This is a genomic window from Streptomyces tailanensis, assembly GCF_008386495.1.
Taxonomy (GTDB): domain Bacteria; phylum Actinomycetota; class Actinomycetes; order Streptomycetales; family Streptomycetaceae; genus Streptomyces; species Streptomyces tailanensis.
Genome location: NZ_VTHJ01000033.1, coordinates 75,362 through 97,356 on the forward strand (window position 1 = coordinate 75,362; position 21,995 = coordinate 97,356).

Below are 21,995 nucleotides of genomic sequence, written 5' to 3' on the forward strand. Positions count from 1 at the left end.
ACCTGGAAGATTGCAGGTACGCCGCTCCGGCATCCGCTGTCACGATGTGGCATTCGTGCCATTCGGATCTCAGGGGGAGAAGACAACATGAGGACGCCACGTTTGCTCGTCACGCTCGCGATGACGGGTGCTTTGGTTGGCGGCGGGCTGGTGGGTGCCACGTCCGCGAGCGCGGCCACCTGTTACAGCGGCGCCACGAGCTATGAGAAGAGCAGCACCACGCACTACGTCCCCGGCGGAGGCAAGTACCACCTGACGGGCCCCAACTGCGCGGACATCAACATCAAGATGTCGGCTCCCAAGGAAGTGAAGGTCTGCTTCTACAAGAAGTCCGCGGATGGCATGCACGTCCTCCTCAACTACTGTCAGAGCAGCTACAAGCTCCCGAAGTCGAACAAGTGGCTGGTCGTCGCCAGCAACGTCAAGAACAACGTCCTGTACAAGTTCTACTTCAAGGACATCAGTTCCAAGTCTCTCGGCTGGTACGCCGACTGAACCCGGTGATGAAATAGGGGCCTGGGCCGCGCTGACAGCGCGGCCCAGGCCCCTACCTCGGTGGTCGACACTTCCCGTGCGACCACCAGGCCGGGCCACGGTCTCGACGAATGCGGCCGTCACTCCTCCGCGGCGTCCTCGTGGGCGTCGGCTGGGTGGCACGTCCAGGGGTCCTCCAGGAACAACCCGAGGTAGCGGACCGTGCACATCTGGAGCGCGAACCCCACCCGGTTGTGATCCACGAACCGCCCGTACGCCTGTTCCGTTGTTCCGAGGCCTCTGTCGCGCCGCTTTGGTCCGCCCTGTCGCCGCCCGCATGCTGTGTCCTGAAACAGGTGTCGTGTGCATGGGCAGTCACGGGGGCTGGCCGACATCACAGGCATGCGGCACGGGACGGACGGGGGACGTTCGACGTGCTACGCATTCACTTCGGCCCGGAGGACCTGGCTCGGCTCCGCGTGGCAGCGGGGCCCGACCCGCTCTGGGAAATCACGCACAGCCTGCACCGCCTGCAGAGCAGGACAGGACGCCGGGCCTACGCCCACTGGTTCCACGACGCCCGGTCCGCGCTGGCCGGCACCCCGCTGGGGACGGTGGTGAAGAAGCTCTTGGTACCCGTACTGCCACGCGCGGCCTACTTCCCCGACTTCCTGACCCCGCACGCGGGGAGCGCGGAGCTCGACGACGGTCTGTCGGCCATCCTCGACACGCCGCCCTCCCGTGTGCGGGACGAGACGGAGACCCTCCGTCGAGTCGTCGGGGCGCCCGCGTGGGTCACCCGGCTCGCGGAGCCGAAGTCCCGCCAGGAGTTCACCGCGGCCCTCCGCGCCTACTACGAAGCGGTACTCGCCCCGCACTTCGACTCCATCCAGGCCCGCGTGGACAACGAACGCGCCCTGCGCACCCGCGCGTTCCTCGACGGCGGCGTCGACGGCCTGCTCACCGGCCTCGCGCCCGGAATCCGCTGGCGGCCCCCAGTCCTGGAGGTCGACTACCGCGGCGACCGCGACCTGTACCTCGACGGGCGCGGACTGCGCCTCCTGCCCTCTTACTTCTGCTGGAGCACCCCGACCTCGCTGGCGAACCCGGAACTGCCACCAGTCCTGGTCTACCCGCTGCACCACACACCGGCGCCCGAACCTCAACACCCAACCGACGCACCCCTGGCCATGCTGCTCGGCCGGACCAGGGCGGCCGTACTGCGCACCCTCGCCTGCGGGGCCACCACCTCGGAGCTGGCCCGCATCCTGGGCATCTCACCCGCCACGGCCACGCACCACACGACCGTGCTGCGCGACGCGGGCCTCGTCACCAGCCACCGCAACGCCAACACCATGCTGCACACCCTCACCCCGACCGGCGCGGCACTGCTCGGCTCCGACCGCGGTGAGCAGGGTCTTTTGAGGCGCGTCGAAAGTCGTGGCCCCTCCTCCACGGCCGCTGAGACCGTTACCTCGTGCTGAGCGGATGAGCACGGACCTGCACACGGTCGACAAAACGGGAGGAACAACTATGCGTATGGGCAAGCGAGTTGCCGTCGCGGGCAGCGTCATCGCACTCGGTGGATTCATCGCCGGCCTGACGCCCGCCCAGGCGGCGCCCAGCGGGGCTCAGGCGATCAAGTACCACTTCGTGTTCGACAAGGGCACGAACACGAACTCGCGTCTCATCCTGGTCAAGACGCAGCCCGGCAAGCCCGCGAAGAAGGTCGCCTCGTGGCGGGCCGGCTCGGGGGTCAGCACGGACAGCTGCAAGAAGAACAAGGGCTGGCTGCCGAACGGCACGTACGAGATCAAGCGGTACAACACCAACTACAACGGGTCCCTCATCAAGGGCTACGCCTTCCAGCTGTCCGACAAGAGGTGCGGCAACGGCACCCTGCGCAACGAACTCTTCATCCACAGCGAGATGAAGAAGGACGGCAACGCGGGCAACACCGAGGCGACGCGCTGGGACGGCAACAGCGACTACAAGTCGGCCGGTTGCATCAAGCTGAAGCCGTCGGACATCCGGAGCGTCTACAAGAAGGCGAAGAGCGTCAACTTCCCCCGCACACTCAAGGTCGTCAGCTGACGCCCCACCGCACATGACGCGAGGCCGCCGCCCCAGGCACACGAGGGATACCTGGAGCGGCGGCCTTCGCCGTCGTACGACCGGTTTTACGACCGGGCTTTACGCCAGCAGCGCCGGGATCGTGCCCTCGTGCGCCTCGCGCAGCTCATCCAGCGTCAGCGTGAACTCGCCCTGGACGTCCACCACTGCATTTGAATCAGACACAGTGCCGTCCACGACACCGATGCGCGTGGCCGGCAGGCCCCTCGCGCCGCACATGTCGTTGAAACGGACCTCCTCGGAGCGCGGCACGGCCACGACCGCGCGGCCCGCCGACTCCGAGAGGAGGAAGGTGAACGCGTCCAGGCCGTCCGGGACGATCAGACGCGCGCCCTTGCCGCCCAGCAGGGCCGACTCGACGACCGCCTGGATGAGGCCGCCGTCGGACAGGTCGTGCGCGGAGTCGATCATGCCGTCGCGGGAGGCGGAGATCAGGATCTCGGCCAGCAGGCGCTCGCGCTCCAGATCGACGGCCGGGGGCAGCCCGCCCAGGTGGTCGTGGACGACCTGCGACCAGGCCGAACCGCCGAACTCCTCACGCGTGTCGCCCAGGAGGTAGAGCAGCTGCCCCTCCTCCTGGAAGGCGACCGGCGTGCGGCGGGCAACGTCGTCGATGACGCCGAGGACCGCCACCACCGGGGTGGGGTGGATGGCCACCTCTCCCGTCTGGTTGTAGAGCGAGACATTGCCGCCGGTCACCGGGGTGCCCAGCTGCTGGCAGGCGTCCGCGAGACCGCGTACGGCCTCCGCGAACTGCCACATCACCGCCGGGTCCTCGGGGGAGCCGAAGTTCAGGCAGTCGGAGACGGCGAGCGGCTTGGCGCCGGTCGTCGCCACGTTCCGGTACGCCTCCGCCAGCGCCAGCTGCGCGCCCGCGTACGGATCGAGCTTGGTGTAGCGGCCGTTGCCGTCCGTCGCGATGGCGACACCGAGGCCGGTCGACTCGTCGACGCGGATCATGCCGGAGTCCTCGGGCTGGGCGAGGACCGTGTTGCCCTGCACGAAGTGGTCGTACTGGGAGGTGATCCAGGACTTGGAGGCCTGGTTCGGGGACGCCACCAGCTTCAGGACCTGGTCCTTCAGCTCCGCGGACGTCTCCGGGCGCGGCAGCTTGTTCGCGTCGTCCGCCTGGAGCTCGTCCTGCCAGGACGGGCGGGCGTACGGGCGCTCGTAGACCGGGCCCTCGTGCGCGACCGTGCGCGGGTCGACGTCGACGATCTTGCCGCCGTGCCAGTAGATCTCCAGGCGGTCGCCGTCCGTGACCTCACCGATCACGGTGGCGATGACGTCCCACTTCGCGCAGATCTCCAGGAACCGGTCGACCTTCTCCGGCTCCACGACCGCGCACATGCGCTCCTGCGACTCGCTCATGAGGATTTCCTCGGGCGAGAGCGTGGAGTCGCGCAGCGGTACGTCGTCGAGGGTGACGCGCATGCCGCCGGAGCCGTTCGAGGCCAGCTCGGACGTGGCACACGACAGGCCCGCCGCACCCAGGTCCTGGATGCCGACGACCAGCTTCTCCTGGAACGCCTCCAGAGTGCACTCGATGAGGAGCTTCTCCTGGAAGGGGTCGCCGACCTGGACGGCGGGACGCTTGGAGGGCTTGGCGTCGTCGAAGGTCTCACTCGCCAGGATGGACGCGCCGCCGATGCCGTCGCCGCCCGTGCGGGCCCCGTAGAGGATGACCTTGTTGCCCGCGCCGGAGGCCTTCGCGAGGTGAATGTCCTCGTGCCGCATGACGCCGATGGCACCGGCGTTGACCAGCGGGTTCCCCTGGTAGCAGGAGTCGAAGACGACCTCGCCGCCGATGTTGGGCAGGCCCAGGCAGTTGCCGTAGCCGCCGATGCCGGCGACGACACCCGGGAGGACGCGCTTGGTGTCCGGGTGGTCCGCCGCGCCGAAGCGCAGGGGGTCAACCACGGCGACCGGGCGCGCACCCATCGCGATGATGTCGCGGACGATGCCGCCGACACCCGTGGCCGCGCCCTGGTAGGGCTCGACGTAGGAGGGGTGGTTGTGCGACTCGACCTTGAAGGTCACGGCGTAGCCCTGGCCGACGTCGACGACGCCGGCGTTCTCGCCGATGCCGACGAGAAGGGCATCTGATTGGGGCGCCTTCTCGCCGAACTGGCGGAGGTGGACCTTCGAGGACTTGTACGAGCAGTGCTCGGACCACATGACGGAGTACATGGCGAGCTCGGCACCGGTGGGCCGGCGGCCGAGGATCTCGACGACCTTCTCGTACTCGTCCTTCTTCAGGCCGAGTTCGGCCCAGGGCAGCTCGACGTCGGGGGTCGCGGCCGCGTGCTCGACCGTGTCCAGAGGCGTCCGGCTCATACGTTGACCAGCTTCTTGAGGATCGAGGTGAAGAAGGGGAGGCCGTCGGTGCGGCCGGTGCCGACGAGCGGCTCCACGGCGTGCTCCGGGTGCGGCATCAGACCGACGACGTTGCCCGCCTCGTTGGTGATGCCGGCGATGTCGTTGAGCGAGCCGTTCGGATTGCCGTATCCATCAGCGGCTTCGCCGCGGGCCAGGTACCGGAAGGCGACGCGGCCCTCGGCCTCCAGCTTGTCCAGCGTGTACTGGTCGGCGACGTACCGGCCGTCCATGTTCTTCAGCGGGATGCTGATCTCCTGGCCGGCGGTGTAGTCACTCGTCCAGCAGGTCTCCGCGTTCTCCACCCGCAGCTTCTGGTCTCGGCAGATGAAGTGGAGGTGGTCGTTGCCGAGCATCCCGCCCGGGAGGAGGTGGGCCTCGGTGAGGATCTGGAAGCCGTTGCAGATACCGAGGACCGGCAGTCCGGCCTTCGCCTGCTCGATGACCGTCTCCATCACCGGCGAGAAGCGGGAGATGGCACCGGCGCGCAGATAGTCGCCGTAACTGAAACCACCGGGCAGCACCACGGCGTCGACCTGCTTGAGGTCCTTGTCCTTGTGCCAGAGCGCCACGGGCTCCGCACCGGCGAGCCTGATCGCGCGTTGCGTGTCCCGGTCGTCGAGGCTGCCCGGAAAAGTGACGACGCCAATACGAGCGGTCACTTTCCCGCCTCCACGACTTCCTCCACCTTCACGGTGAAGTCCTCGATCACAGTGTTGGCGAGGAAGGATTCCGCCAGTTCATGGATGCGGGCGAGCGCGGCGTCGTCCACCGGTCCATCCACTTCCAGTTCGAATCGCTTTCCCTGACGTACGTCGGAGACGCCCTCGAAACCGAGACGCGGCAGCGCGCGCTGCACCGCCTGGCCCTGGGGGTCGAGGATCTCCGGCTTGAGCATGACGTCGACTACGACGCGTGCCACTGGCACTCCCGGTGTGTGGTGCTGAGCAGGTTCCTTCAGACTACCCGCACAAAATTTCTACGCGAGTAGATTCGTAGGAAACTACAGAGAATCCGCGTGATGGCGGTCACGATCCGGTATCGAGTGATCCTCTCGCGAAAAGTTCAGGGAAAGATCCCCGAACCCTATTGCGCGAGGGACACACGGACGGATTAAGTCGGGTCTTCACTTTGCATTGCCGGGCCCTTTACAAATGAATTGGCAATAGTCGATACTTTGCCCAAATAACAGCCGGACAACCGACATCCCCTGGACGTAAGGGCACGTCAAGGGAGAGATGTCGCACGAAGGGACCGATATTCGTGGCGCAGCGTGTCGTGGTCACCATCTCCGACGACATCGACGGCTCGGAAGCGGCGGAGACGATCGCCTTCGGACTCGACGGCAAGTCGTACGAGATCGACCTGAACGAAGCCAATGCCAAGAAACTACGCAAGGCGCTCGCGCCCTACGTGGAGGCCGGCCGCAAGCGGTCGAAGTCGGGCAAGGCGTACAAGCAGACCCAGGTCGCCCCGGACCCGGCGGCCGTCCGCGCCTGGGCCCAGGCCAACAAGATGGAGGTCCCCGCCCGCGGCCGGATTCCGAAGAGGGTCTACGAGGCGTTCGCCGAGGCGCAGTGAGCTGACGCTCGACGGCCGGTCACCCGCCCCTCGGAACAACCGACTTGCGCTGCACCCCTCCCGGTCAGCTAGAGTCTGGAGCACGCCGAGGGGCAAAGGCCGAAAGGCCCGGCTCACCGGAGTCACGCGGGTGTAGTTTAGTAGCAGAACAACCCCCTTCCAGGGGGAAGGCGCAGTGTGCAATTCCTGTCACCCGCTCTGATCGCTTACCGGGTATCCTTCTGGATCAGGTAAAGTGGTCTCCGCGCCGATCGGTGGGAGCCGGTCGGATGCAATGCGGACGTAGCTCAGTTGGTAGAGCGCAACCTTGCCAAGGTTGAGGTCGCGAGTTCGAGCCTCGTCGTCCGCTCTGGAAAGAAGGCCCCGGTCCACTGGACCGGGGCCTTCTTCGTGTTGCCATTGCCGTGCAGGGGGTTCCTGCGGCTCCCGCCCTGACATTTGTCATGCCGAGTGATGACAGCGCGCACTGCTCCCCCGGCCCGTTCCGCCGTGACACTGAGGTCATGAAAACGAACGGGCACGACGGCGTGAGTACTCACGGTCACGAGAACGTGATCGAGGTCACCGACCTGCGGCGCGTGTACGGGGGCGGTTTCGAGGCCGTACGGGGGATCACGTTCTCCGTCGGCCGGGGAGAACTCTTCGCGCTCCTGGGCACCAATGGCGCGGGCAAGACATCGACGGTCGAGCTGTTGGAGGGTCTCGCACCGCCGTCCGGCGGACGTGTGCGGGTCCTCGGGCACGACCCCTACCGGGAGCGCGCGGCTGTACGCCCCCGGATCGGGGTGATGCTCCAGGAGGGCGGCTTCCCCTCCGAGCTGACCGTCGCGGAGACGGTACGGATGTGGGCCGGCTGCACGAGCGGGGCACGGCCGGCAGGAGAGGCGCTGGAGTTCGTCGGGCTCGGGCGGCGGGCCGGCGTACGGGTCAAGCAGTTGTCCGGGGGTGAGAAGCGACGCTTGGACCTGGCGCTCGCGCTCCTCGGGCGCCCCGAGGTCCTCTTCCTGGACGAGCCGACGACCGGGCTCGACGCGGAGGGCCGCCGGGACACCTGGGAGCTGGTACGGGAGTTGCGCGAGGGGGGTACGACCGTGCTGCTCACCACGCACTACCTGGAAGAGGCGGAGGACCTCGCCGACCGGCTCGCCATCCTCCACGAGGGCGGCGTCGCCGCGACCGGCACTCCGGCCGAGGTGACCGCCTCCCAGCCGTCCCGGATCTCCTTCGACCTGCCCGACGGGTACTTCCTCGGCGACCTGCCGCCGCTGGGCGAGATGGGCGTCACGGGGCACGAGGTCGACGGCCGCACGGTGCTGCTGCGCACGAACGAACTCCAGCGGGCCGCCACCGGGCTGCTGGTGTGGGCCGAGCGGGCCCGGGTCGAACTGGGGCGACTTGAGGTGCGGTCGGCCTCGCTGGAGGAGGCGTTTCTGCGGATCGCACGGGAGACGGCGGCCGCCGAGGCCGGGCGTAGGGAAGCGGGCGGTATGGGACGTAAGGGCCGTAAGGACGAGGTGGCCGCATGAGCACGACCGCAGGTACGAAGACGGGTACGGCGACGGGTACGGGATCGGGCGCGGCTTCGGGCGCCACGGCCGGTACGACCACCGTCAAGAGCCGTATGACCGCCCTCGCCCGCGCCGAGCTGACCCTGCTGGGGCGCAGCCGGGCCACGCTGGTCACGGCGCTGCTCGTGCCGTTGCTGATGCCGCTCACTGTGCAGTCGGCGACGAAGGAGATGGACCTGGAGAAGGTGGGGCTGAGCCTCGGGACGGTGCTGCTGCCGGCGGCCGTCGGCTTCTCGCTGCTCTTCGCGATCTACACCGCGCTGACCAGCATCTATGTCGTACGCCGCGAGGAACTGGTCCTCAAGCGGCTGCGGACCGGTGAGCTGCGCGACCCGGAGATCCTGGTCGGCGCCGCGCTGCCCGCGGTCGGCATCGGGCTCGCGCAGTGCGTGCTCGTCTCGATCGGCAGCACGGTCCTGCTCGACATCGGGGCCCCGCCCGCGCCCCAACTCGCCGTGCTGGGCGTGCTGTTGGGGATCGTGATGTGCGTCGCCCTGGCGGCGGTCACGGCCGGCTTCAGCCGTACCGCCGAGAGCGCCCAGGTGACCTCGCTGCCGTTCATGTTCGTGTCGGTGCTCGGCTCGGGCATGACCATCCCCCTCGAAGTGCTGCCCGACCGCGTGGCCGCCGTCTGCGAACTGCTGCCGCTCAGCCCCGCGATCACGCTGGTGCGCGGCGCCTGGACCGGTGACCTGACGGCGTACGAGGCCCTCGGAGCCGTCGCCACCGCGCTGGCCTGGACCGTGCTCGCGGTGTTTGCTGTACGTCGGTGGTTCCGCTGGGAACCGCGCCGATGAGGGGAGTTGGGCCATGCGGGGGCCGGGGGCCTGGTGGCGGGAGAAGAGCACGCCGGCGAAGGTGGAGGCGTACACGCGGTGGTCGTTCCACTCCTTCCCGTTGATCGAGGTCGGAGCGTTCGGGGTGCCGCTCTTCGGGAATGTGCCGATGCCGCAGGCGGGCTGGCTGTTCACGCTGGTGTGCGCGCATGGCGTGCTCGGCGCACTGACCGCCGCCCGGGCGCTCGACTGGGTGCGGGGCAGCCGTGAACAGCCGCTTCGGCTGACGTGGGCCGTCGGGGCGGCCAGCGTGCTGATCGGGATCGTCTCGTTCGTGCTGGCTGATCGCGAAGCCCTCGACAGTACGGCCACCGCGCTCGGCGGGGTGTTCGGAGGCGTGATGGTCTTCGGTGTGGGGATGATCTCGCTCGGCATCCGCAGCCGGCGGAGTGTGCTGTACCTGGTGGCGGGTTTCTCGGTGGGCTCCGGGGTCCTGGCCCTCGTCCTGGGGGCCGGCGTGACCGACGCACTGGCCACAGCCGTCGCCGCCCTGATCGGCACCTCGTTCTTCGCCTTCACCGCCGTCTTCTCCGTCTGGCTCATCAAGGCCGTCTACGAACTCGACGCTGCCCGCGAGACCCGCGCCCGGCTCGCCGTCGCCGAGGAACGGCTCCGCTTCGGGCGCGACCTGCACGACGTGATCGGCCGGAACCTCGCGGTGATCGCCCTCAAGAGCGAGCTGGCCGTCCAGCTGGCCCGCCGGGAGCGCCCCGAGGCCGTCGAGCAGATGATCGAGGTCCAGCGGATCGCCCAGGAGTCGCAGCGCGAGGTGCGGGAGGTCGTACGGGGGTACCGCGAGGCCGACCTCGGAGTCGAACTCGCCGGTGCGCAAGGCGTGTTGGAAGCCGCCGGCATCGCCTGCTCGGTCGACGGCGCGGACGCCGCCGCCCTTCCGGGCGAGGTGCAGTCGGCGCTCGCCTGGGTGGTGCGGGAGGGGACGACGAATGTGCTGCGGCATGGGAACGCCGGGCAGTGTGCGGTGACGCTGCGGGTGATGGAGGAGCAGGTGGTGCTGACCGTGGAGAACGACGGGCTGGGGGTGGCCGGGGGCGGGGACGGGGACGGTTCGGTGGCCGGGGACGGTTCGATGGCGGGCGACGACGCGAAACGTTCCGTCGGCGCCGGGTCCGGTCTCGCCGGGCTGCGGGAGCGGCTGGCGGTCGTGGACGGGATCCTGGAGGCGGGGCCGGTGGACGGGGAGGCGTTCCGGGTGGTGGCACGGGTGCCGCTGGCCTCGGGGGATGGGTCGGGGGGCCGAGCGGGTTCGGGGGCGGTCTTGGCCTCAAGCTCGGCTTCGACTGCGGAGGCGGCAGGGGCCGTGGTGGGTGTCGTGCCTGGGGGCGCCTCATGAGCGCCGTACCGGAGGCCGGGAGACCCGTGCGGTTGTTGCTTGCTGATGATGAGCATCTGATCCGGGGGGCGCTGGCCGCGTTGCTGGCGTTGGAGGATGACCTGGCGGTCGTCGCGGAGGCGGCCAGTGGGCCGGAGGCATTGGCCATGGCTCGGGCGCACGAGCCCGATGTGGCGGTGCTGGATCTGCAGATGCCGGGGGCGGACGGTGTGAGGGTGGCCACATCGCTGCGCGCCGAGCTGCCCGGCTGCCGGGTACTGATCGTCACCGGTCACGGGCGGCCGGGGCATCTGAAGCGGGCGCTTGAGGCGGGTGTGCGTGGGTTCGTGCCCAAGACCGTCAGCGCGCAGCAGCTCGCGGAGATCATCCGGACCGTGCACGCGGGAAACCGTTACGTCGACCCGGAGTTGGCCGCCGACGCGATCTCCTCCGGGGACTCGCCGCTCACCTCGCGGGAGGCCGAGGTGCTGGAGTTCGCCGCCGACGGGGCGCCCGTAGCGGAGATCGCCGAGCGGGCCGCGCTGTCCCAGGGGACCGTACGGAACTATCTGTCCTCGGCCGTGTCCAAGCTCGGCGCGGAGAACCGTCATGCGGCAGTGCGGCTCGCACGGGAGCGAGGTTGGGTATAGTAGGCGTCGCGCCACGGCGCAACGCGGACGTAGCTCAGTTGGTAGAGCGCAACCTTGCCAAGGTTGAGGTCGCCAGTTCGAACCTGGTCGTCCGCTCCAGATCAGAGCCCCCGGTTCCGGCCGGGGGCTTTGTCGTGGCCGCTCTTGCCCCCGGTTCTCACCGGGGGCTTTTCGCGTTACGCGTTACGCCCAGCTCGTACCCGTCAGGCGCTCGTACGCCTCCACATACTTCGCGCGGGTCGCGGCGATGATCTCCTCGGGGAGCGGCGGCGGGGGCTGCTCGCTCTTGCGGTCCCAGCCGGAGGCGGTGGAGGTCAGCCAGTCGCGTACGAACTGCTTGTCGAAGGACGGCTGGGCGTGGCCCGGCTCCCACTGGTCGGCCGGCCAGAAGCGGGAGGAGTCGGGGGTGAGGACCTCGTCGGCGAGGACGAGGGTGTCGTCCTCGTAGCCGAACTCGAACTTGGTGTCGGCGAGGATGATGCCCCGGTCGCGGGCGATGTCACGGGCGCGGCTGTACACCGCGAGGGTCGTCTGGCGCAGCTGGGCGGCGGTCTCCGCGCCGACCTGGCGGGCGACCTCCTCGTACGACACGTTCTCGTCGTGCTCGCCGACGGCGGCCTTGGTGGCCGGGGTGAAGATCGGCGCGGGGAGTTCCGAGCCGTCGACCAGGCCCTCGGGGAGGGCGAGGCCGCAGACCGTACGGGACTCGTTGTACTCCAGCAGGCCCGAGCCGGTGAGATAGCCGCGGGCGACCGCCTCCACGGGGACCATCCGCAGGGACTTGCAGACGAGCGTGCGGCCCGCCCAGTCGGCGGGGGCGCCCGGCGGGAGTTCGGTGCTCAGGACGTGATTCGGGACCAGGTCGGCGAGCTGGTCGAACCACCAGAGGGAGAGCTGCGTGAGGACGCGCCCCTTGTCGGGGATCTCCGTCGGCAGTACCCAGTCGAACGCGGACGTTCGATCGCTGGCGACCATCACGAGGTCGCCCGCCTCGTTCTGGTACAGCTCGCGCACCTTGCCGGTGTGCAGATGCACCAGGCCCGGAACCTGAATCGGCTCGGGCTTTTCTACGAATCCGGACACGGTTCCTCCCCGTGGTGATGTCCAAGTGGCTCGATTGTCCCGTATCGGGAGCACCGATACCGGCCAGGGGGCATGGAGGGGGCTGTGGCGAGTGTCGCAGCGAGCATTGTGGCGGAGGTCGCGAGGGCTGGGGGCTCACTCTCGTTTGCAGATGCGGTCCAGGAGGTTCGCGGTGGCTCGTTGGATACGAGCGTCCACGTGGCCGGGGCGGTCCAGAGCCGGGGACCAGGCGAATGTTCCGGATGCGAAGACCCAGGCGCCGGAGGGGGCCCGGTAGAGGGAGGTCTCCTGGTGGCGGACTGCACCGCGGGTGTCCCGGTACGGGGAGTGGGCGAGGAGTTTGCGGCCCTGGTGCTCGGGAAGCGGGGTGCGGGGGAAGTAACGGTCGGCCTCGCCGGCGACCATGCCCTTCAGCTCGTCGTTCTCCTGGGCGCCGGTCGCGTCCCAGAGCCAGTGGTCGGCGTTGCGCACGACCAGGGGGTGGGGTTCGGGGACCCGGCCCTCGTACTGGATGCCCATCAACTGCTGCTCGGGGCGGTCGATTTCGCGCCACAGTACGGGTTTTCCGGGACCCCGGCGTTTTCGGCACGTGAGGAGCCGGTCGGAGGCTCCGGACGGCGACGGGCTCAACTCCACCTGCCAGTACATGGTGTTGGAGGAGAGGAAGACGAGTGAGGTGCCGGTGTCGCGGGCGAGCTCGGCGGTGCGGCGCATCGGCGCCGACCAGTACTCGTCGTGGCCCGGGAAGACCAGCCCTCGGTAGCGGGTGGGGTCGACGCGGCCGGAGTGCAGGTCACGGGCGTCGGCGTAGGCGAGGTCGTAGCCGTAGCGCTCGGCCCAGCGGATGAAGTCGTAGGCGTGGCCGACGTGGAGGGGGAGGCCGGCACCGGCGTACGGGCGGTCGAAGGAGACGGTCGTCGCGGCCTCGGACTCACCGAGGAGACGGCCTTCGTCGTCCCAGGCGTGGTAGAGGCTGGCGCCCGTGCGGCCGTCCTCCGGGTACAGGTTGTACGCCTGCCAGGTGATGTCCGGGAGCAGGAGCAGCAGGTCGGCGGGGCGGTCGTCGCGGATGGTGAACGGAACGTGGGAGCGGTGGCCGTCGGCGGTGGTGAGGACCGCCACGTACGCGCCGACGTTCCAGAAGCTCGGGATCTGCAGGCGCCAGGACAGCCACCAGTGGTGGCAGGAGACCGTGCGGTCGGCGGTGAGCGGCGGCGGCTGGACGATGCCGGCGAGGCGGGGGCTGGTGGTGATCTTCGCGGCGCCGTCGCCGCCGTAGTGGCCGACGCGGTAGATGTCGACGCCGAATTCCTGGGGCGGGTCCACCGTGATGTGGAAGTCGATGGACTCGCCGGGCGCGGCGGCGCCGGTCGATGTGAACCCTTTGATCTGGCGGTGCACGTCGTCCGCGGAGCGCGGGCTCGCCGGGGTGCGCGGGCCGGTGGCCTTGGCCTGCGGCTCGGGCAGGGCCTGGTCCACGTACCAGGGGACGACCTGGCCCGTGTCGTCGAAGTACGTCACAGCGCCTCGTAGCCAGGGGACGGGGCCCTGACCGAAGGGGTCGGTGACGGCGTGGGCGAGGGCGCCTGATTCCCAGCGGGGGATGTGAGGGGTCGAGGGGTTGGAGGAGTCGGAAGGATCGGAACGGCCGGAAGCGTCTGTTTGGTCCCCGTGGGCCCCATGGTCCGTGTGGTCAGTGTGGTCCGGCTGTTTCGAGCGGTCCGAGCCCATGAGTTCTCCCCTCCCTCGTCCCCCGTGAGCCTTTGCAAGCCCTTGCTACGTACGCGATCGGTCCCAGCACATCACATTACGCACGCGCTCCGTCACCGTTCGTTGCGAATTGATGAGAATGGAACAACTGGCTCCGGATGGGGAGTTGGGGGTCAGACGAGACGGACCGGCTTTTCCGGGCGGACGCCGAGGTGGCGGAGCCAGTCGCGGAGGGGGGTGGGGTCGCCCTCTTCGACGAGGGTGAGGACTCGGGGGGTGAGGTCGGCGGCCCGTTCGCCGTTGACGAGGAGGGAGGGGCCGTCCAGCCAGTCGAGGCCGGGGGTCGCGCCGGCCGTGTCCATCGCGGCGCAGCAGACCATCGCGGTGACGTGTTCGGTCAGGAGTTCGCGGCCGGTGCGGGGCGGTTGCATCGGGAACAGCGGCAGCAGGCCGTCGTCCCACAAGGCCCGGTCCGGACCCTGCGGTTCGGCTCCGCCGGGTCCGGTCGATACGGCGGCCGGGGCCGAGGCCTCCTCCCGCGCCAACTCGGCGGTCAGCTCCGCGGCGAGCGCGGCGGACTGGGCGTGGGCGAGGACGGGTTCGTCGTCCTCTTCGCTTGGGCTGCGGTTGCGGTGGTCGTCGTCGCCCCCGGGGGTGGATATGCCTTGGCGCGTCGGGTCGGCCTCTTGGGCGAGGTCGTCGGGGTCGGAGGCCGCGTCGGGGCCGCCGGTATCGGTGTGGTGCGGGCCGTCGTCGGTCGGCTCGGCTGTCGGCGAGGCCGTCAGGTGGTCCAGTACCTGTGCCAGGGTCGGGCCCGTGGGGACCGGGCCCGTTCCGTCCGGGCCCGTGGCTGTCGCGTGGCGGACGCCGAGCGCGTCCAGGACGCGGTGGAGGCGGGCCGCGTCGGTGCGCCACTTGCGGTCGACGACGTCGTCCGGGTACTCGTGCCAGTCCACCGGGGCCCAGTCCGGGCCGGGCTCGGCGGGGCCGCCGTGGAAGAGGCGCGCGGCGAGGAGAGAGGCGGCCTCGTCGACCGCGCCGGGCTCTTCTAGCAGGTCGCAGGCGGGGCGCTCGCCGAGCCGGGAGGCGAAGCCCTCGGCGAGGCGATCGCGGCGGGACAGCTCCGTGAGCGCGGCGACGACACCCGCGTCGAGACGGGACGGCCAGCGGCCCATCCGCCACGCGGGCAGCGCGACCCGGGTGAGGAGGCGGTCCCAGCCCGCGTAGGCCAGGCCCACCTGCTCCTGGGCGACGATCCGCAGACCGTAATCCACAGCCTGTGCACGCTCGGCCGCGGCGGCGGCCACCCCCCGCTCCATCTCGGCCGCGTGCCCCCGGCAACCGCGCAGCAACAGCCGGGTCACCCAGCCGGCCCCGCCCAGCACCGTACGGACCAGAGGGCCGTGGGTCGGGGCCGAGGTGACGGCCACGGCCGCGTCCAGCCCCCGTACGAAACGGCGGGCCGCGGCTATGTCCGGGTGCGCCGACGGACCCGTGCCCGCGACGACCGGCGCCAGCACCGCCCTCAGCTCGCCCACCCGCATCCACCACAGGAACGGTGAACCGATGACCAGCACGGGTGCGGTGGGTGCGCGGTGCCGTGGGCCCGACGACAGGCCGGACGGCAGCCCGCGGGCGCCCGCCATCTCGTCTCCGGAGGCGGACGCGGAGGCCGAGGACGCCGGTGGGCTCGTGGTCGGCGGGGCGTGGGACGGGTGGGTGCGGTCCTCCAGCCAGCTGTCGCAGTCGGGGGTGAGGGCTATCGCGGAGGGAGGCGGGACGTCGAGGCGGTCAGCGAGGTCGCGGACCAGGCGGTAGAGGTCGGGCGCGGCCTCCTCGGTGATCGACACGGTGGGGCTGACGGCGGGCCGGGCGCGGGCGACGACGAGTGCGATGCCGACGGCGGCGAGCAGGACGAGGACGGCGATGGCGGAGACGGCCCAGCCCGCCGCGGACCAGCCCGGGCCGGTGAGATGCCCGGTGGAATCGCCGGCCAGCAGGATCACGGCGATGGCCGCGGGCAGCAGGGCCACGGCCAGCGCCCTGCCGCGCACGCGCAGCACGGCGAGAGCCCGGGAACGCGCGGCCTGCGCGCCCGCCTCCTCACCACCAGCCATACCGGTCACGACCCGACGTCACCCCCTGCTGTCCCGTGCGGCGCGCTCCGCGACCTTGTGCGTCACGATGGTCGCCGCCGAATGCCCTGGCGTTGCTCACTCCCCCACTGTGGCACCCACCACTGACATCGCAATGCCGATGGGCCAAGTGCCGGAACACCTGCGCCGCACCATAGTTGGGGCTTCGACCCTCGTCAGCCGGATGGACCATCGCTCACTCGATGGAATGGCTTTGGGGAAAGGTGGATGACGCTGGGCAAGGATCGGGCCCCGGATTCCGCCGGGATTCCCAGGGGTTTCTGGGGACCTCCGAGGGATTCCGGGGCCTGAGGGTCGTACCCGTTGATGTCAGGTGGTCACGCCTCGGCTGCCGCCGTCGCCGCGATGTCCGTACGGTGCTGGGAGCCGTCGAGGTTGATGCGGGCGACGGCGGTGTACGCGCGGTCGCGGGCCTGGGTGAGGTCCTTGCCGGTGGCCGTGACGGACAGGACGCGGCCACCGGCGCTGACGATGTCGTCGCCGTCGCGCTTGGTGCCGGCGTGCAGGACGTACGCGTGCGGGGCGTCCACGGCGGCCACCTCGTCGAGCCCGGTGATGGGGTCGCCGGTGCGCGGCGTGCCGGGGTAGTTGTGCGAGGCCAGGACCACGGTGACGGCCGCGTCGTCGCTCCAGCGGAGGGGTTCGAGGTCGGCGAGGGTGCCGTTGGCCGCGGCGAGCAGGACACCGGCCAGCGGGGTCTTCAGGCGGGCGAGGACGACCTGGGTCTCCGGGTCGCCGAACCGGGCGTTGAACTCGATGACCCGTACACCACGACTGGTGATCGCCAGGCCCGCGTAGAGGAGGCCGGAGAAGGGGGTGCCCCGGCGCCGCATCTCGTCGACGGTGGGCTGCAGCACGGTCTGCGACACCTCCTCGACCAGCTTCGGGTCGGCCCACGGGAGCGGCGAGTACGCGCCCATGCCGCCGGTGTTGGGGCCCTCGTCGCCGTCGAGGGCGCGCTTGAAGTCCTGGGCGGGCTGGAGCGGGAGGACGGTCTCGCCGTCGGTGATCGCGAAGAGGGAGACCTCGGGGCCGTCCAGGAACTCCTCGATGACGACCCGGCCGCAGGCGAGCGCGTGCTCACGGGCCTTGGCGAGGTCCGGCGTCACGACGACACCCTTGCCGGCCGCCAGCCCGTCGTCCTTCACGACGTACGGGGCGCCGAACGCGTCCAGGGCCTCGTCGATCTCCTCGGCGGTCGTGCACACGTACGAGCGCGCGGTGGGCACGCCCGCTCCGGCCATGACCTCCTTGGCGAAGGCCTTGGACCCTTCCAGCTGCGCGGCCTCCCCGGACGGCCCGAACACCGGGATGCCCACCGCGCGCACGGCGTCGGCGACACCCGCGACCAGCGGGGCCTCCGGGCCCACGACCACCAGGTCGGCTTCCAGCCGGGTGGCCAGCGCGGTCACGGCGGCGCCGTCCAGCGCGTCGGCCGAGTGCAGCTCGGCCACCTCCGCGATGCCCGCGTTGCCGGGCGCGCAGTGGAGCGCGGTGACGTCGGAGTCGAGGGACAGGGAACGGCACAGCGCGTGCTCACGAGCACCGCTACCAATGACGAGGACCTTCACGGAGCCAGCCTAACCGGCGGGACGGGGTGCCTTTGTGCGGGCTTCCGAGGAGTGGGACAGCGGGGATTTGTGGGATCGCATGAAAGATGGGTGTCCGCCCCGCTACTCGTTCGCGATCTCCTCCACCACGGTCGCCCCCAGTTCCCGCACGATCAGTTCGTGGCCGGAGAGGGCGGACTCGTCGAGGTCGGGGTCGTCGTCCTCGGCGATGTCGTCCTCGGGGGAGACGGGTGGCGGCTCGGGGGCCGGGGGCGGGGCCGGCGCGGCCACGGGCGGAGGTGCCGGAGCGGACTGGGGCGCAGCCGGTGCCGTGGACGCCGGGCGGGGTGCCGGAGCCGATGGCTGGGGCTGGGCGGGATGCGAGGCCGGGGCCGGGGAACCGCCGTAACCGCCGCCGCCTCCGTGGCCGACGCCCCCACCGCCGCCGTATCCGCCTCCGCCGCCGTAGCCACCGGCGGCCGGGGCGGGAGCCCCGTACCCGCCGGGGGCGCCCACGGGGGGAGCCGAGCCGCCGCCCGACGTGTCGACGATCGCGTCGATCTTCCAGTGCACGTTGAACTGCTCGGCCAGCGCCGCCCGCAGTACGTCCTCACTGCCGCTGCTCGCGAAGTTGTCCCGCGCGCCCGCGTTGACGAAGCCGATCTGCAGGGTCGTGCCGTCGAAACCGGCCACATGCGCGTTCTGGCTGAGCAGGATCCAGGTGAACCGGCGGCGGTTCTTCACCGCGTCCAGGACGTTCGGCCACAGCACACGCGGGTCGAGGCCACCGGGGGCGGGGTTGTAGGCGGCGGGGGCGGACGACGCCGCCGACGGGCCGGGCGGGGCGGCATGCGCGGACGGGGGCGGCGGCGCGGAGGCGCCCGGGCCGCCGCCGGGCGCGGGTCCACCACCGGCGGGCGCGGCCGTCGGCCATCCGCCGGGTCGCCGACCACTGCCCGCGGTAGCCGCGGTGGGCCAGGAGCCGGGGGCGGCGGGAGGAGCGGAGGCCGAGGTGTCGGCGCTGGGGCTGGTCTGCGCGGGAGTGGGCGCGGGCGTGGCGGCAGGGGCCACCGGAGGCGCCTCTTGCGAACCGGCCCCGGGGGGAGCCACCGCCCCGGCCGGGCCCGCCGCTCCGCCACCGGCGCCCCCGGCACCGTACGCATCCGGACCCGGCGCGTATCCGCCACGGGCACCCGGCATCCCCGCGGCCGGAACCCCGGGCGCCCCCGGACCTCCGCCTCCCCGGACCGCGGCCCGAGCCGCCGCGGGCCCGCTCCCCGGCTGAACCGCAGCAGCCGCTCCTCCCTCATGTGCCCCGTGGGCGTCAGGCCCGGGCACGTACCCCATCGCGGGCGCGGCCGCGCCTGCGGAGAAGTTCACCCCTCGCTCCAGGCGGTCCAGGCGGGCCATGACGGAGCGTTCGTCGCCGTAGGTCGCGGGCAGCAGCACGCGCGCGCAGATCAGTTCGAGCTGGAGGCGGGGCGAGTTGGCACCCCGCATCTCCGTCAATCCCTGATTTACGAGGTCGGCGGCCCGGCTGAGCTCGGCGGCGCCGAAGACGCCGGCCTGTGCCCGCATGCGCTCGACGACGTCGGCGGGCGCGTCGAAGAGCCCCTTCTCGACGGCGTCGGGCACGGCGGCGAGGATCACGAGGTCCCGTAGCCGCTCCAGCAGATCGGCGACGAACCGCCGCGGGTCGTTGCCGCCCTCGATGACCCGGTCCACGACCTCGAAGGCCGCGGCCCCGTCGCCTGCGGCGAAGGCCTCGACGACGGAGTCGAGCAACGACCCGTCCGTGTAACCGAGCAGGGACGTGGCCATGGCATACGTCACACCGTCCGAGGTCGCGCCCGCCAGCAGCTGGTCCATGACGGACATCGAGTCACGCACGGAGCCGGCCCCGGCGCGCACGACCAGCGGCAGAACTCCCTCCTCGACGGGGATGTTCTCCTTGCCGCAGACCTCGCCCAGATAGTCCCGAAGCGTGCCGGGCGGCACGAGCCGGAACGGATAATGATGTGTACGCGACCGAATGGTCCCGATGACCTTCTCGGGCTCCGTCGTCGCGAAGATGAACTTGAGGTGCTCCGGCGGCTCCTCGACGACCTTCAGCAGGGCGTTGAAACCGGCCGACGTGACCATGTGGGCCTCGTCGATGATGTAGATCTTGTACCGGCTGCCCGCAGGCCCGAAGAAGGCCTTCTCCCGCAGCTCACGGGCGTCGTCCACACCACCGTGCGAAGCGGCGTCGATCTCGATGACGTCGATGGACCCCGGCCCGTTCCGCGCGAGGTCCTGACAGGACTGGCACTCCCCGCACGGCGTCGGCGCAGGGCCCTGCTCGCAGTTCAGACACCTGGCGAGAATCCGCGCGCTGGTCGTCTTACCGCATCCACGCGGCCCGCTGAACAGGTACGCGTGATTGACCCGGTTGTTCCGCAGCGCCTGCTGCAGCGGGTCGGTGACATGCTCCTGCCCGATGACCTCGGCGAACGACTCCGGGCGATAGCGGCGGTACAGCGCGAGAGACGACACGCATACGAGGTTATAGCCGCCCACTGACAACAGGGACCGCCGAGCGACCGCCCCCGCCATGACCTTGCGGGCCACCGGGAACGCACAAGACCCCCCACGCACCCGCCAGAGCCAACCTACCCTTGCTGCCTTCCGGCCCTGGGGGAGTTCAGTCAGATAGCGCCGCGTGAGGGGCTGCCCCCAGTCTACCCGATCCCCCGGGCACCTCCGCCCGCCTCCCCCACCTCCTCCCCACCTTGATCACCCGCCCTCGAACGAGTTCGCAAGCACCCTCCGCCGTCATGTAATGTTTCCGGCGGAGGATTCGCCTAGAGGCCTAGGGCGCACGCTTGGAAAGCGTGTTGGGGGCAACCCCTCACGAGTTCGAATCTCGTATCCTCCGCCAGTGCCTCACCGGGCACGATGTCGAAGGGCCCCACCGTTCGCGGTGGGGCCCTTCGACGTTCTTGGTTGCAGTTTTGGTTGCAGTTGCCGCTGGAGGACAACTCCGGGCTACAGGCCGTTGAGTGTGACGCGGCACACCGCGCAGTACATGGCCGCATAGCGTCCGGATCGGCGCATCAACTGACCGCACTCCGCGCACAGCCCCAGCTCCCACGGTGGGCACCCAAGCGCGGCGGAGGCGGCAGCCCGCTCGACGGACGTGATCAGCGTCGGTTTCACAGACCTCTGCAGCGGCATCCGGGGCAGGGTGAAGTCGCCGGTCGGTTGCCCAAGATCGCGGATGGGCCTGGCGTCGCTGACGAACCATCCCTCCTCGCCGGCGCGGCACATCCGATCGATCTCCTGCTCGGCGAAGGTGATCTCATCGTCCTCTTCCTTCTCCGGTACGACCGGAAGCGGCGCCTTCTCCCCAACCAGCTCCCGCCACCGCTCGCAATCGGTCGCAGGCACCCACATGTGCCGCCCAGCCCGGCCGCTTCGCCGGTTGGGCACGTAGACAGGAACGCTCTCCCCCGTGGCGCTCGTCAGCACGAGATCTTCGAGGTGGACCGCCTTCTTCTCCGGCTGACACAGCGCAGGCAGGAACCACTCGGCATGAACGCCGTCGCAGTGGCCCGCTCCATCGGAGAGCGGGCAGTGACGGTCGCTGCTGGGCACACACTTCCAGACCTGGAGGTAGCGGTAGCCGCCTCGGATCAGCATCTCCCTGCCGTCGGAGATCTCTTTCCACGGCATGTCGTCCACGCGGGCCCATGGCACCCGGTCGATCAGCGAGGCCGTGCGGTCCTTCGCCACCCACAGGGGCGTGATCTCGTGCTGTACGGCATTGACGGACCTGCGGTGGACACTGCTGGGGCTGATGTGGTGGTACTGGATCTCCCAGCCGATACGTATGCCCGCTGGGCCGGTGATGAGGGCATCGGAGACGGCCCGCCGGTTCGCGGTGGATACTTCGGATTCTGCGTCCAACCCGCATCGCGAGGCCGTCTCGACGATCCGTTCCTTCGTGGCCTTGTGCTGTGCGCTCTCCGCAGGGGTTGCCTTGTGCGTGATCGGCAGGTGTGACGCCACGAGCGGCCGACGGCCGCCGATACGCCCTCGGCGGATGAACATCCACGGCGACTTTCCGCCGGACTCGGACAGGCACTCGCGCCCGTCATGGTGAGCGAGACATTCGAGGAGTTGCGGGTCCCGGTCCGCGACGCTCGAAGTGATCTCCCGGAGTAGATCAGTACGGTCTGGGTGACCAAGATCAGGAAGTGACAGATTGATCTCTATGCCGTATCCGGTGTGCCACACCCCATTTGCCATCTCAACACCATAAGGAGTACCCCTGACATTCGGGACCCGCCCGTACGCTCACCGCTTGATCGCTTTGAGTCTGTTTGGTCCGGCCAGCCGACAGTGGGATTCCGTGGTCATCCAACGGCCGAAGATGAATGATGGGGTTTGTTATTACGCACCACACGGGGGCAAAGGTGAGGCTGCCTGAGATCGAGTTTCAGAGGGCGTTTGATATACGCGTATTGCCCTGTATGCCCTAGTAGGTTCCTCGCCAGGTTGGCGTGG

Annotated in this window: 18 protein-coding genes, 4 tRNA genes and 1 other RNA gene; 12 read left to right on the top strand and 11 right to left on the bottom strand. The window is 70.0% G+C overall.

The window, feature by feature from the left end:
- Window positions 1-87: 87 nt before the first annotated feature.
- Window positions 88-495, top strand: a complete 408-nt coding sequence (locus F3T56_RS25450) for a hypothetical protein (protein ID WP_149827691.1) — start codon at window positions 88-90, stop codon at window positions 493-495.
- A gap of 119 nt (window positions 496-614) precedes the next feature.
- On the opposite strand, the gene F3T56_RS46370 is transcribed toward F3T56_RS25450, so the two are convergent.
- On the bottom strand, window positions 615-737 hold the full coding sequence (locus F3T56_RS46370) for a DUF4158 domain-containing protein (RefSeq protein WP_172639131.1): 123 nt from the start codon (window positions 735-737) through the stop codon (window positions 615-617).
- 171 nt (window positions 738-908) lie between these two features.
- Here F3T56_RS46370 and F3T56_RS25460 point away from each other — a divergent pair, with 171 nt between their 5' ends.
- Both F3T56_RS25460 and F3T56_RS25465 read left to right on the top strand, forming a co-directional pair.
- On the top strand, window positions 909-1,958 hold the full coding sequence (locus F3T56_RS25460; RefSeq protein WP_149827693.1) for a helix-turn-helix domain-containing protein: 1,050 nt from the start codon (window positions 909-911) through the stop codon (window positions 1,956-1,958).
- Between the two features lie 55 nt (window positions 1,959-2,013).
- Window positions 2,014-2,568 carry a L,D-transpeptidase family protein gene (locus F3T56_RS25465; RefSeq protein ID WP_172639132.1) on the top strand — a complete coding sequence of 185 codons (555 nt, stop codon included), beginning with the start codon at window positions 2,014-2,016 and terminating at the stop codon, window positions 2,566-2,568.
- 99 nt (window positions 2,569-2,667) lie between these two features.
- Here the strand turns inward: F3T56_RS25465 and purL are convergent, their stop codons facing one another.
- Genes purL through purS form a run of 3 tightly spaced genes read right to left on the bottom strand, consistent with a single transcriptional unit; the run spans window position 2,668 to window position 5,905 of the window.
- Entirely contained in the window at window positions 2,668-4,944 is a 2,277-nt protein-coding gene (gene purL / locus F3T56_RS25470) for a phosphoribosylformylglycinamidine synthase subunit PurL (RefSeq protein WP_149827695.1), read from the bottom strand.
- Window positions 4,941-5,645, bottom strand: coding sequence for a phosphoribosylformylglycinamidine synthase subunit PurQ (gene purQ / locus F3T56_RS25475; RefSeq protein ID WP_149827696.1), 705 nt, complete (start codon window positions 5,643-5,645; stop codon window positions 4,941-4,943). Before purQ ends, purL begins: the two co-directional genes overlap by 4 nt.
- The gene (gene purS / locus F3T56_RS25480) at window positions 5,642-5,905 is read right to left on the bottom strand and encodes a phosphoribosylformylglycinamidine synthase subunit PurS (RefSeq protein WP_055514060.1); all 264 of its coding nucleotides are present in this window, start codon (window positions 5,903-5,905) and stop codon (window positions 5,642-5,644) included. The genes purQ and purS overlap by 4 nt, the downstream gene beginning before the upstream one ends.
- A 341-nt stretch (window positions 5,906-6,246) precedes the next feature.
- On the opposite strand from purS, the gene F3T56_RS25485 reads away from it, so the two are divergent.
- From F3T56_RS25485 to F3T56_RS25520, 8 genes are all read left to right on the top strand, one after another.
- Entirely contained in the window at window positions 6,247-6,564 is a 318-nt protein-coding gene (locus F3T56_RS25485; protein ID WP_149827697.1) for a histone-like nucleoid-structuring protein Lsr2, read from the top strand.
- 126 nt (window positions 6,565-6,690) lie between these two features.
- Window positions 6,691-6,762, top strand: a tRNA-Gly gene (locus F3T56_RS25490).
- A gap of 78 nt (window positions 6,763-6,840) precedes the next feature.
- Window positions 6,841-6,913, top strand: a tRNA-Gly gene (locus F3T56_RS25495).
- A gap of 154 nt (window positions 6,914-7,067) precedes the next feature.
- On the top strand, window positions 7,068-8,090 hold the full coding sequence (locus F3T56_RS25500) for an ABC transporter ATP-binding protein (RefSeq protein WP_149827698.1): 1,023 nt from the start codon (window positions 7,068-7,070) through the stop codon (window positions 8,088-8,090).
- Window positions 8,087-8,929, top strand: a complete 843-nt coding sequence (locus tag F3T56_RS25505) for an ABC transporter permease (RefSeq protein ID WP_149827699.1) — start codon at window positions 8,087-8,089, stop codon at window positions 8,927-8,929. Before F3T56_RS25500 ends, F3T56_RS25505 begins: the two co-directional genes overlap by 4 nt.
- A 13-nt stretch (window positions 8,930-8,942) precedes the next feature.
- Window positions 8,943-10,319 (top strand): sensor histidine kinase, encoded by a 1,377-nt coding sequence (locus F3T56_RS25510; protein ID WP_149827700.1) that lies wholly within the window; start codon window positions 8,943-8,945, stop codon window positions 10,317-10,319.
- Window positions 10,316-10,948, top strand: a complete 633-nt coding sequence (locus F3T56_RS25515) for a response regulator transcription factor (protein ID WP_149827701.1) — start codon at window positions 10,316-10,318, stop codon at window positions 10,946-10,948. The genes F3T56_RS25510 and F3T56_RS25515 overlap by 4 nt, the downstream gene beginning before the upstream one ends.
- 23 nt (window positions 10,949-10,971) lie before the next feature.
- Window positions 10,972-11,047: transfer RNA gene (locus F3T56_RS25520), tRNA-Gly, on the top strand.
- Between the two features lie 84 nt (window positions 11,048-11,131).
- Here F3T56_RS25520 and F3T56_RS25525 read toward each other — a convergent pair.
- The 6 genes from F3T56_RS25525 to ffs form a co-directional block, all read right to left on the bottom strand.
- Window positions 11,132-12,031: a phosphoribosylaminoimidazolesuccinocarboxamide synthase gene (locus tag F3T56_RS25525; RefSeq protein ID WP_149827702.1), complete on the bottom strand. Its 900-nt coding sequence runs from the start codon at window positions 12,029-12,031 to the stop codon at window positions 11,132-11,134.
- Window positions 12,032-12,166: 135 nt separating this feature from the next.
- Window positions 12,167-13,762, bottom strand: coding sequence for a N,N-dimethylformamidase beta subunit family domain-containing protein (locus tag F3T56_RS25530; protein WP_425473618.1), 1,596 nt, complete (start codon window positions 13,760-13,762; stop codon window positions 12,167-12,169).
- Between the two features lie 152 nt (window positions 13,763-13,914).
- On the bottom strand, window positions 13,915-15,858 hold the full coding sequence (locus F3T56_RS25535; protein ID WP_149827712.1) for a M48 family metalloprotease: 1,944 nt from the start codon (window positions 15,856-15,858) through the stop codon (window positions 13,915-13,917).
- A 356-nt stretch (window positions 15,859-16,214) separates the two neighbouring features.
- Window positions 16,215-17,468: a phosphoribosylamine--glycine ligase gene (purD, locus tag F3T56_RS25540; RefSeq protein WP_149827703.1), complete on the bottom strand. Its 1,254-nt coding sequence runs from the start codon at window positions 17,466-17,468 to the stop codon at window positions 16,215-16,217.
- Between the two features lie 102 nt (window positions 17,469-17,570).
- On the bottom strand, window positions 17,571-19,982 hold the full coding sequence (locus tag F3T56_RS25545) for a DNA polymerase III subunit gamma and tau (protein ID WP_149827704.1): 2,412 nt from the start codon (window positions 19,980-19,982) through the stop codon (window positions 17,571-17,573).
- Window positions 19,983-20,064: 82 nt separating this feature from the next.
- Window positions 20,065-20,161: signal recognition particle sRNA small type (gene ffs / locus F3T56_RS25550), an RNA gene on the bottom strand.
- 118 nt (window positions 20,162-20,279) lie between these two features.
- Here ffs and F3T56_RS25555 point away from each other — a divergent pair.
- Window positions 20,280-20,367: transfer RNA gene (locus F3T56_RS25555), tRNA-Ser, on the top strand.
- A 107-nt stretch (window positions 20,368-20,474) separates the two neighbouring features.
- Here F3T56_RS25555 and F3T56_RS25560 read toward each other — a convergent pair.
- The gene (locus F3T56_RS25560) at window positions 20,475-21,737 is read right to left on the bottom strand and encodes a competence protein CoiA family protein (protein WP_246203839.1); all 1,263 of its coding nucleotides are present in this window, start codon (window positions 21,735-21,737) and stop codon (window positions 20,475-20,477) included.
- Window positions 21,738-21,995 lie beyond the last annotated feature (258 nt).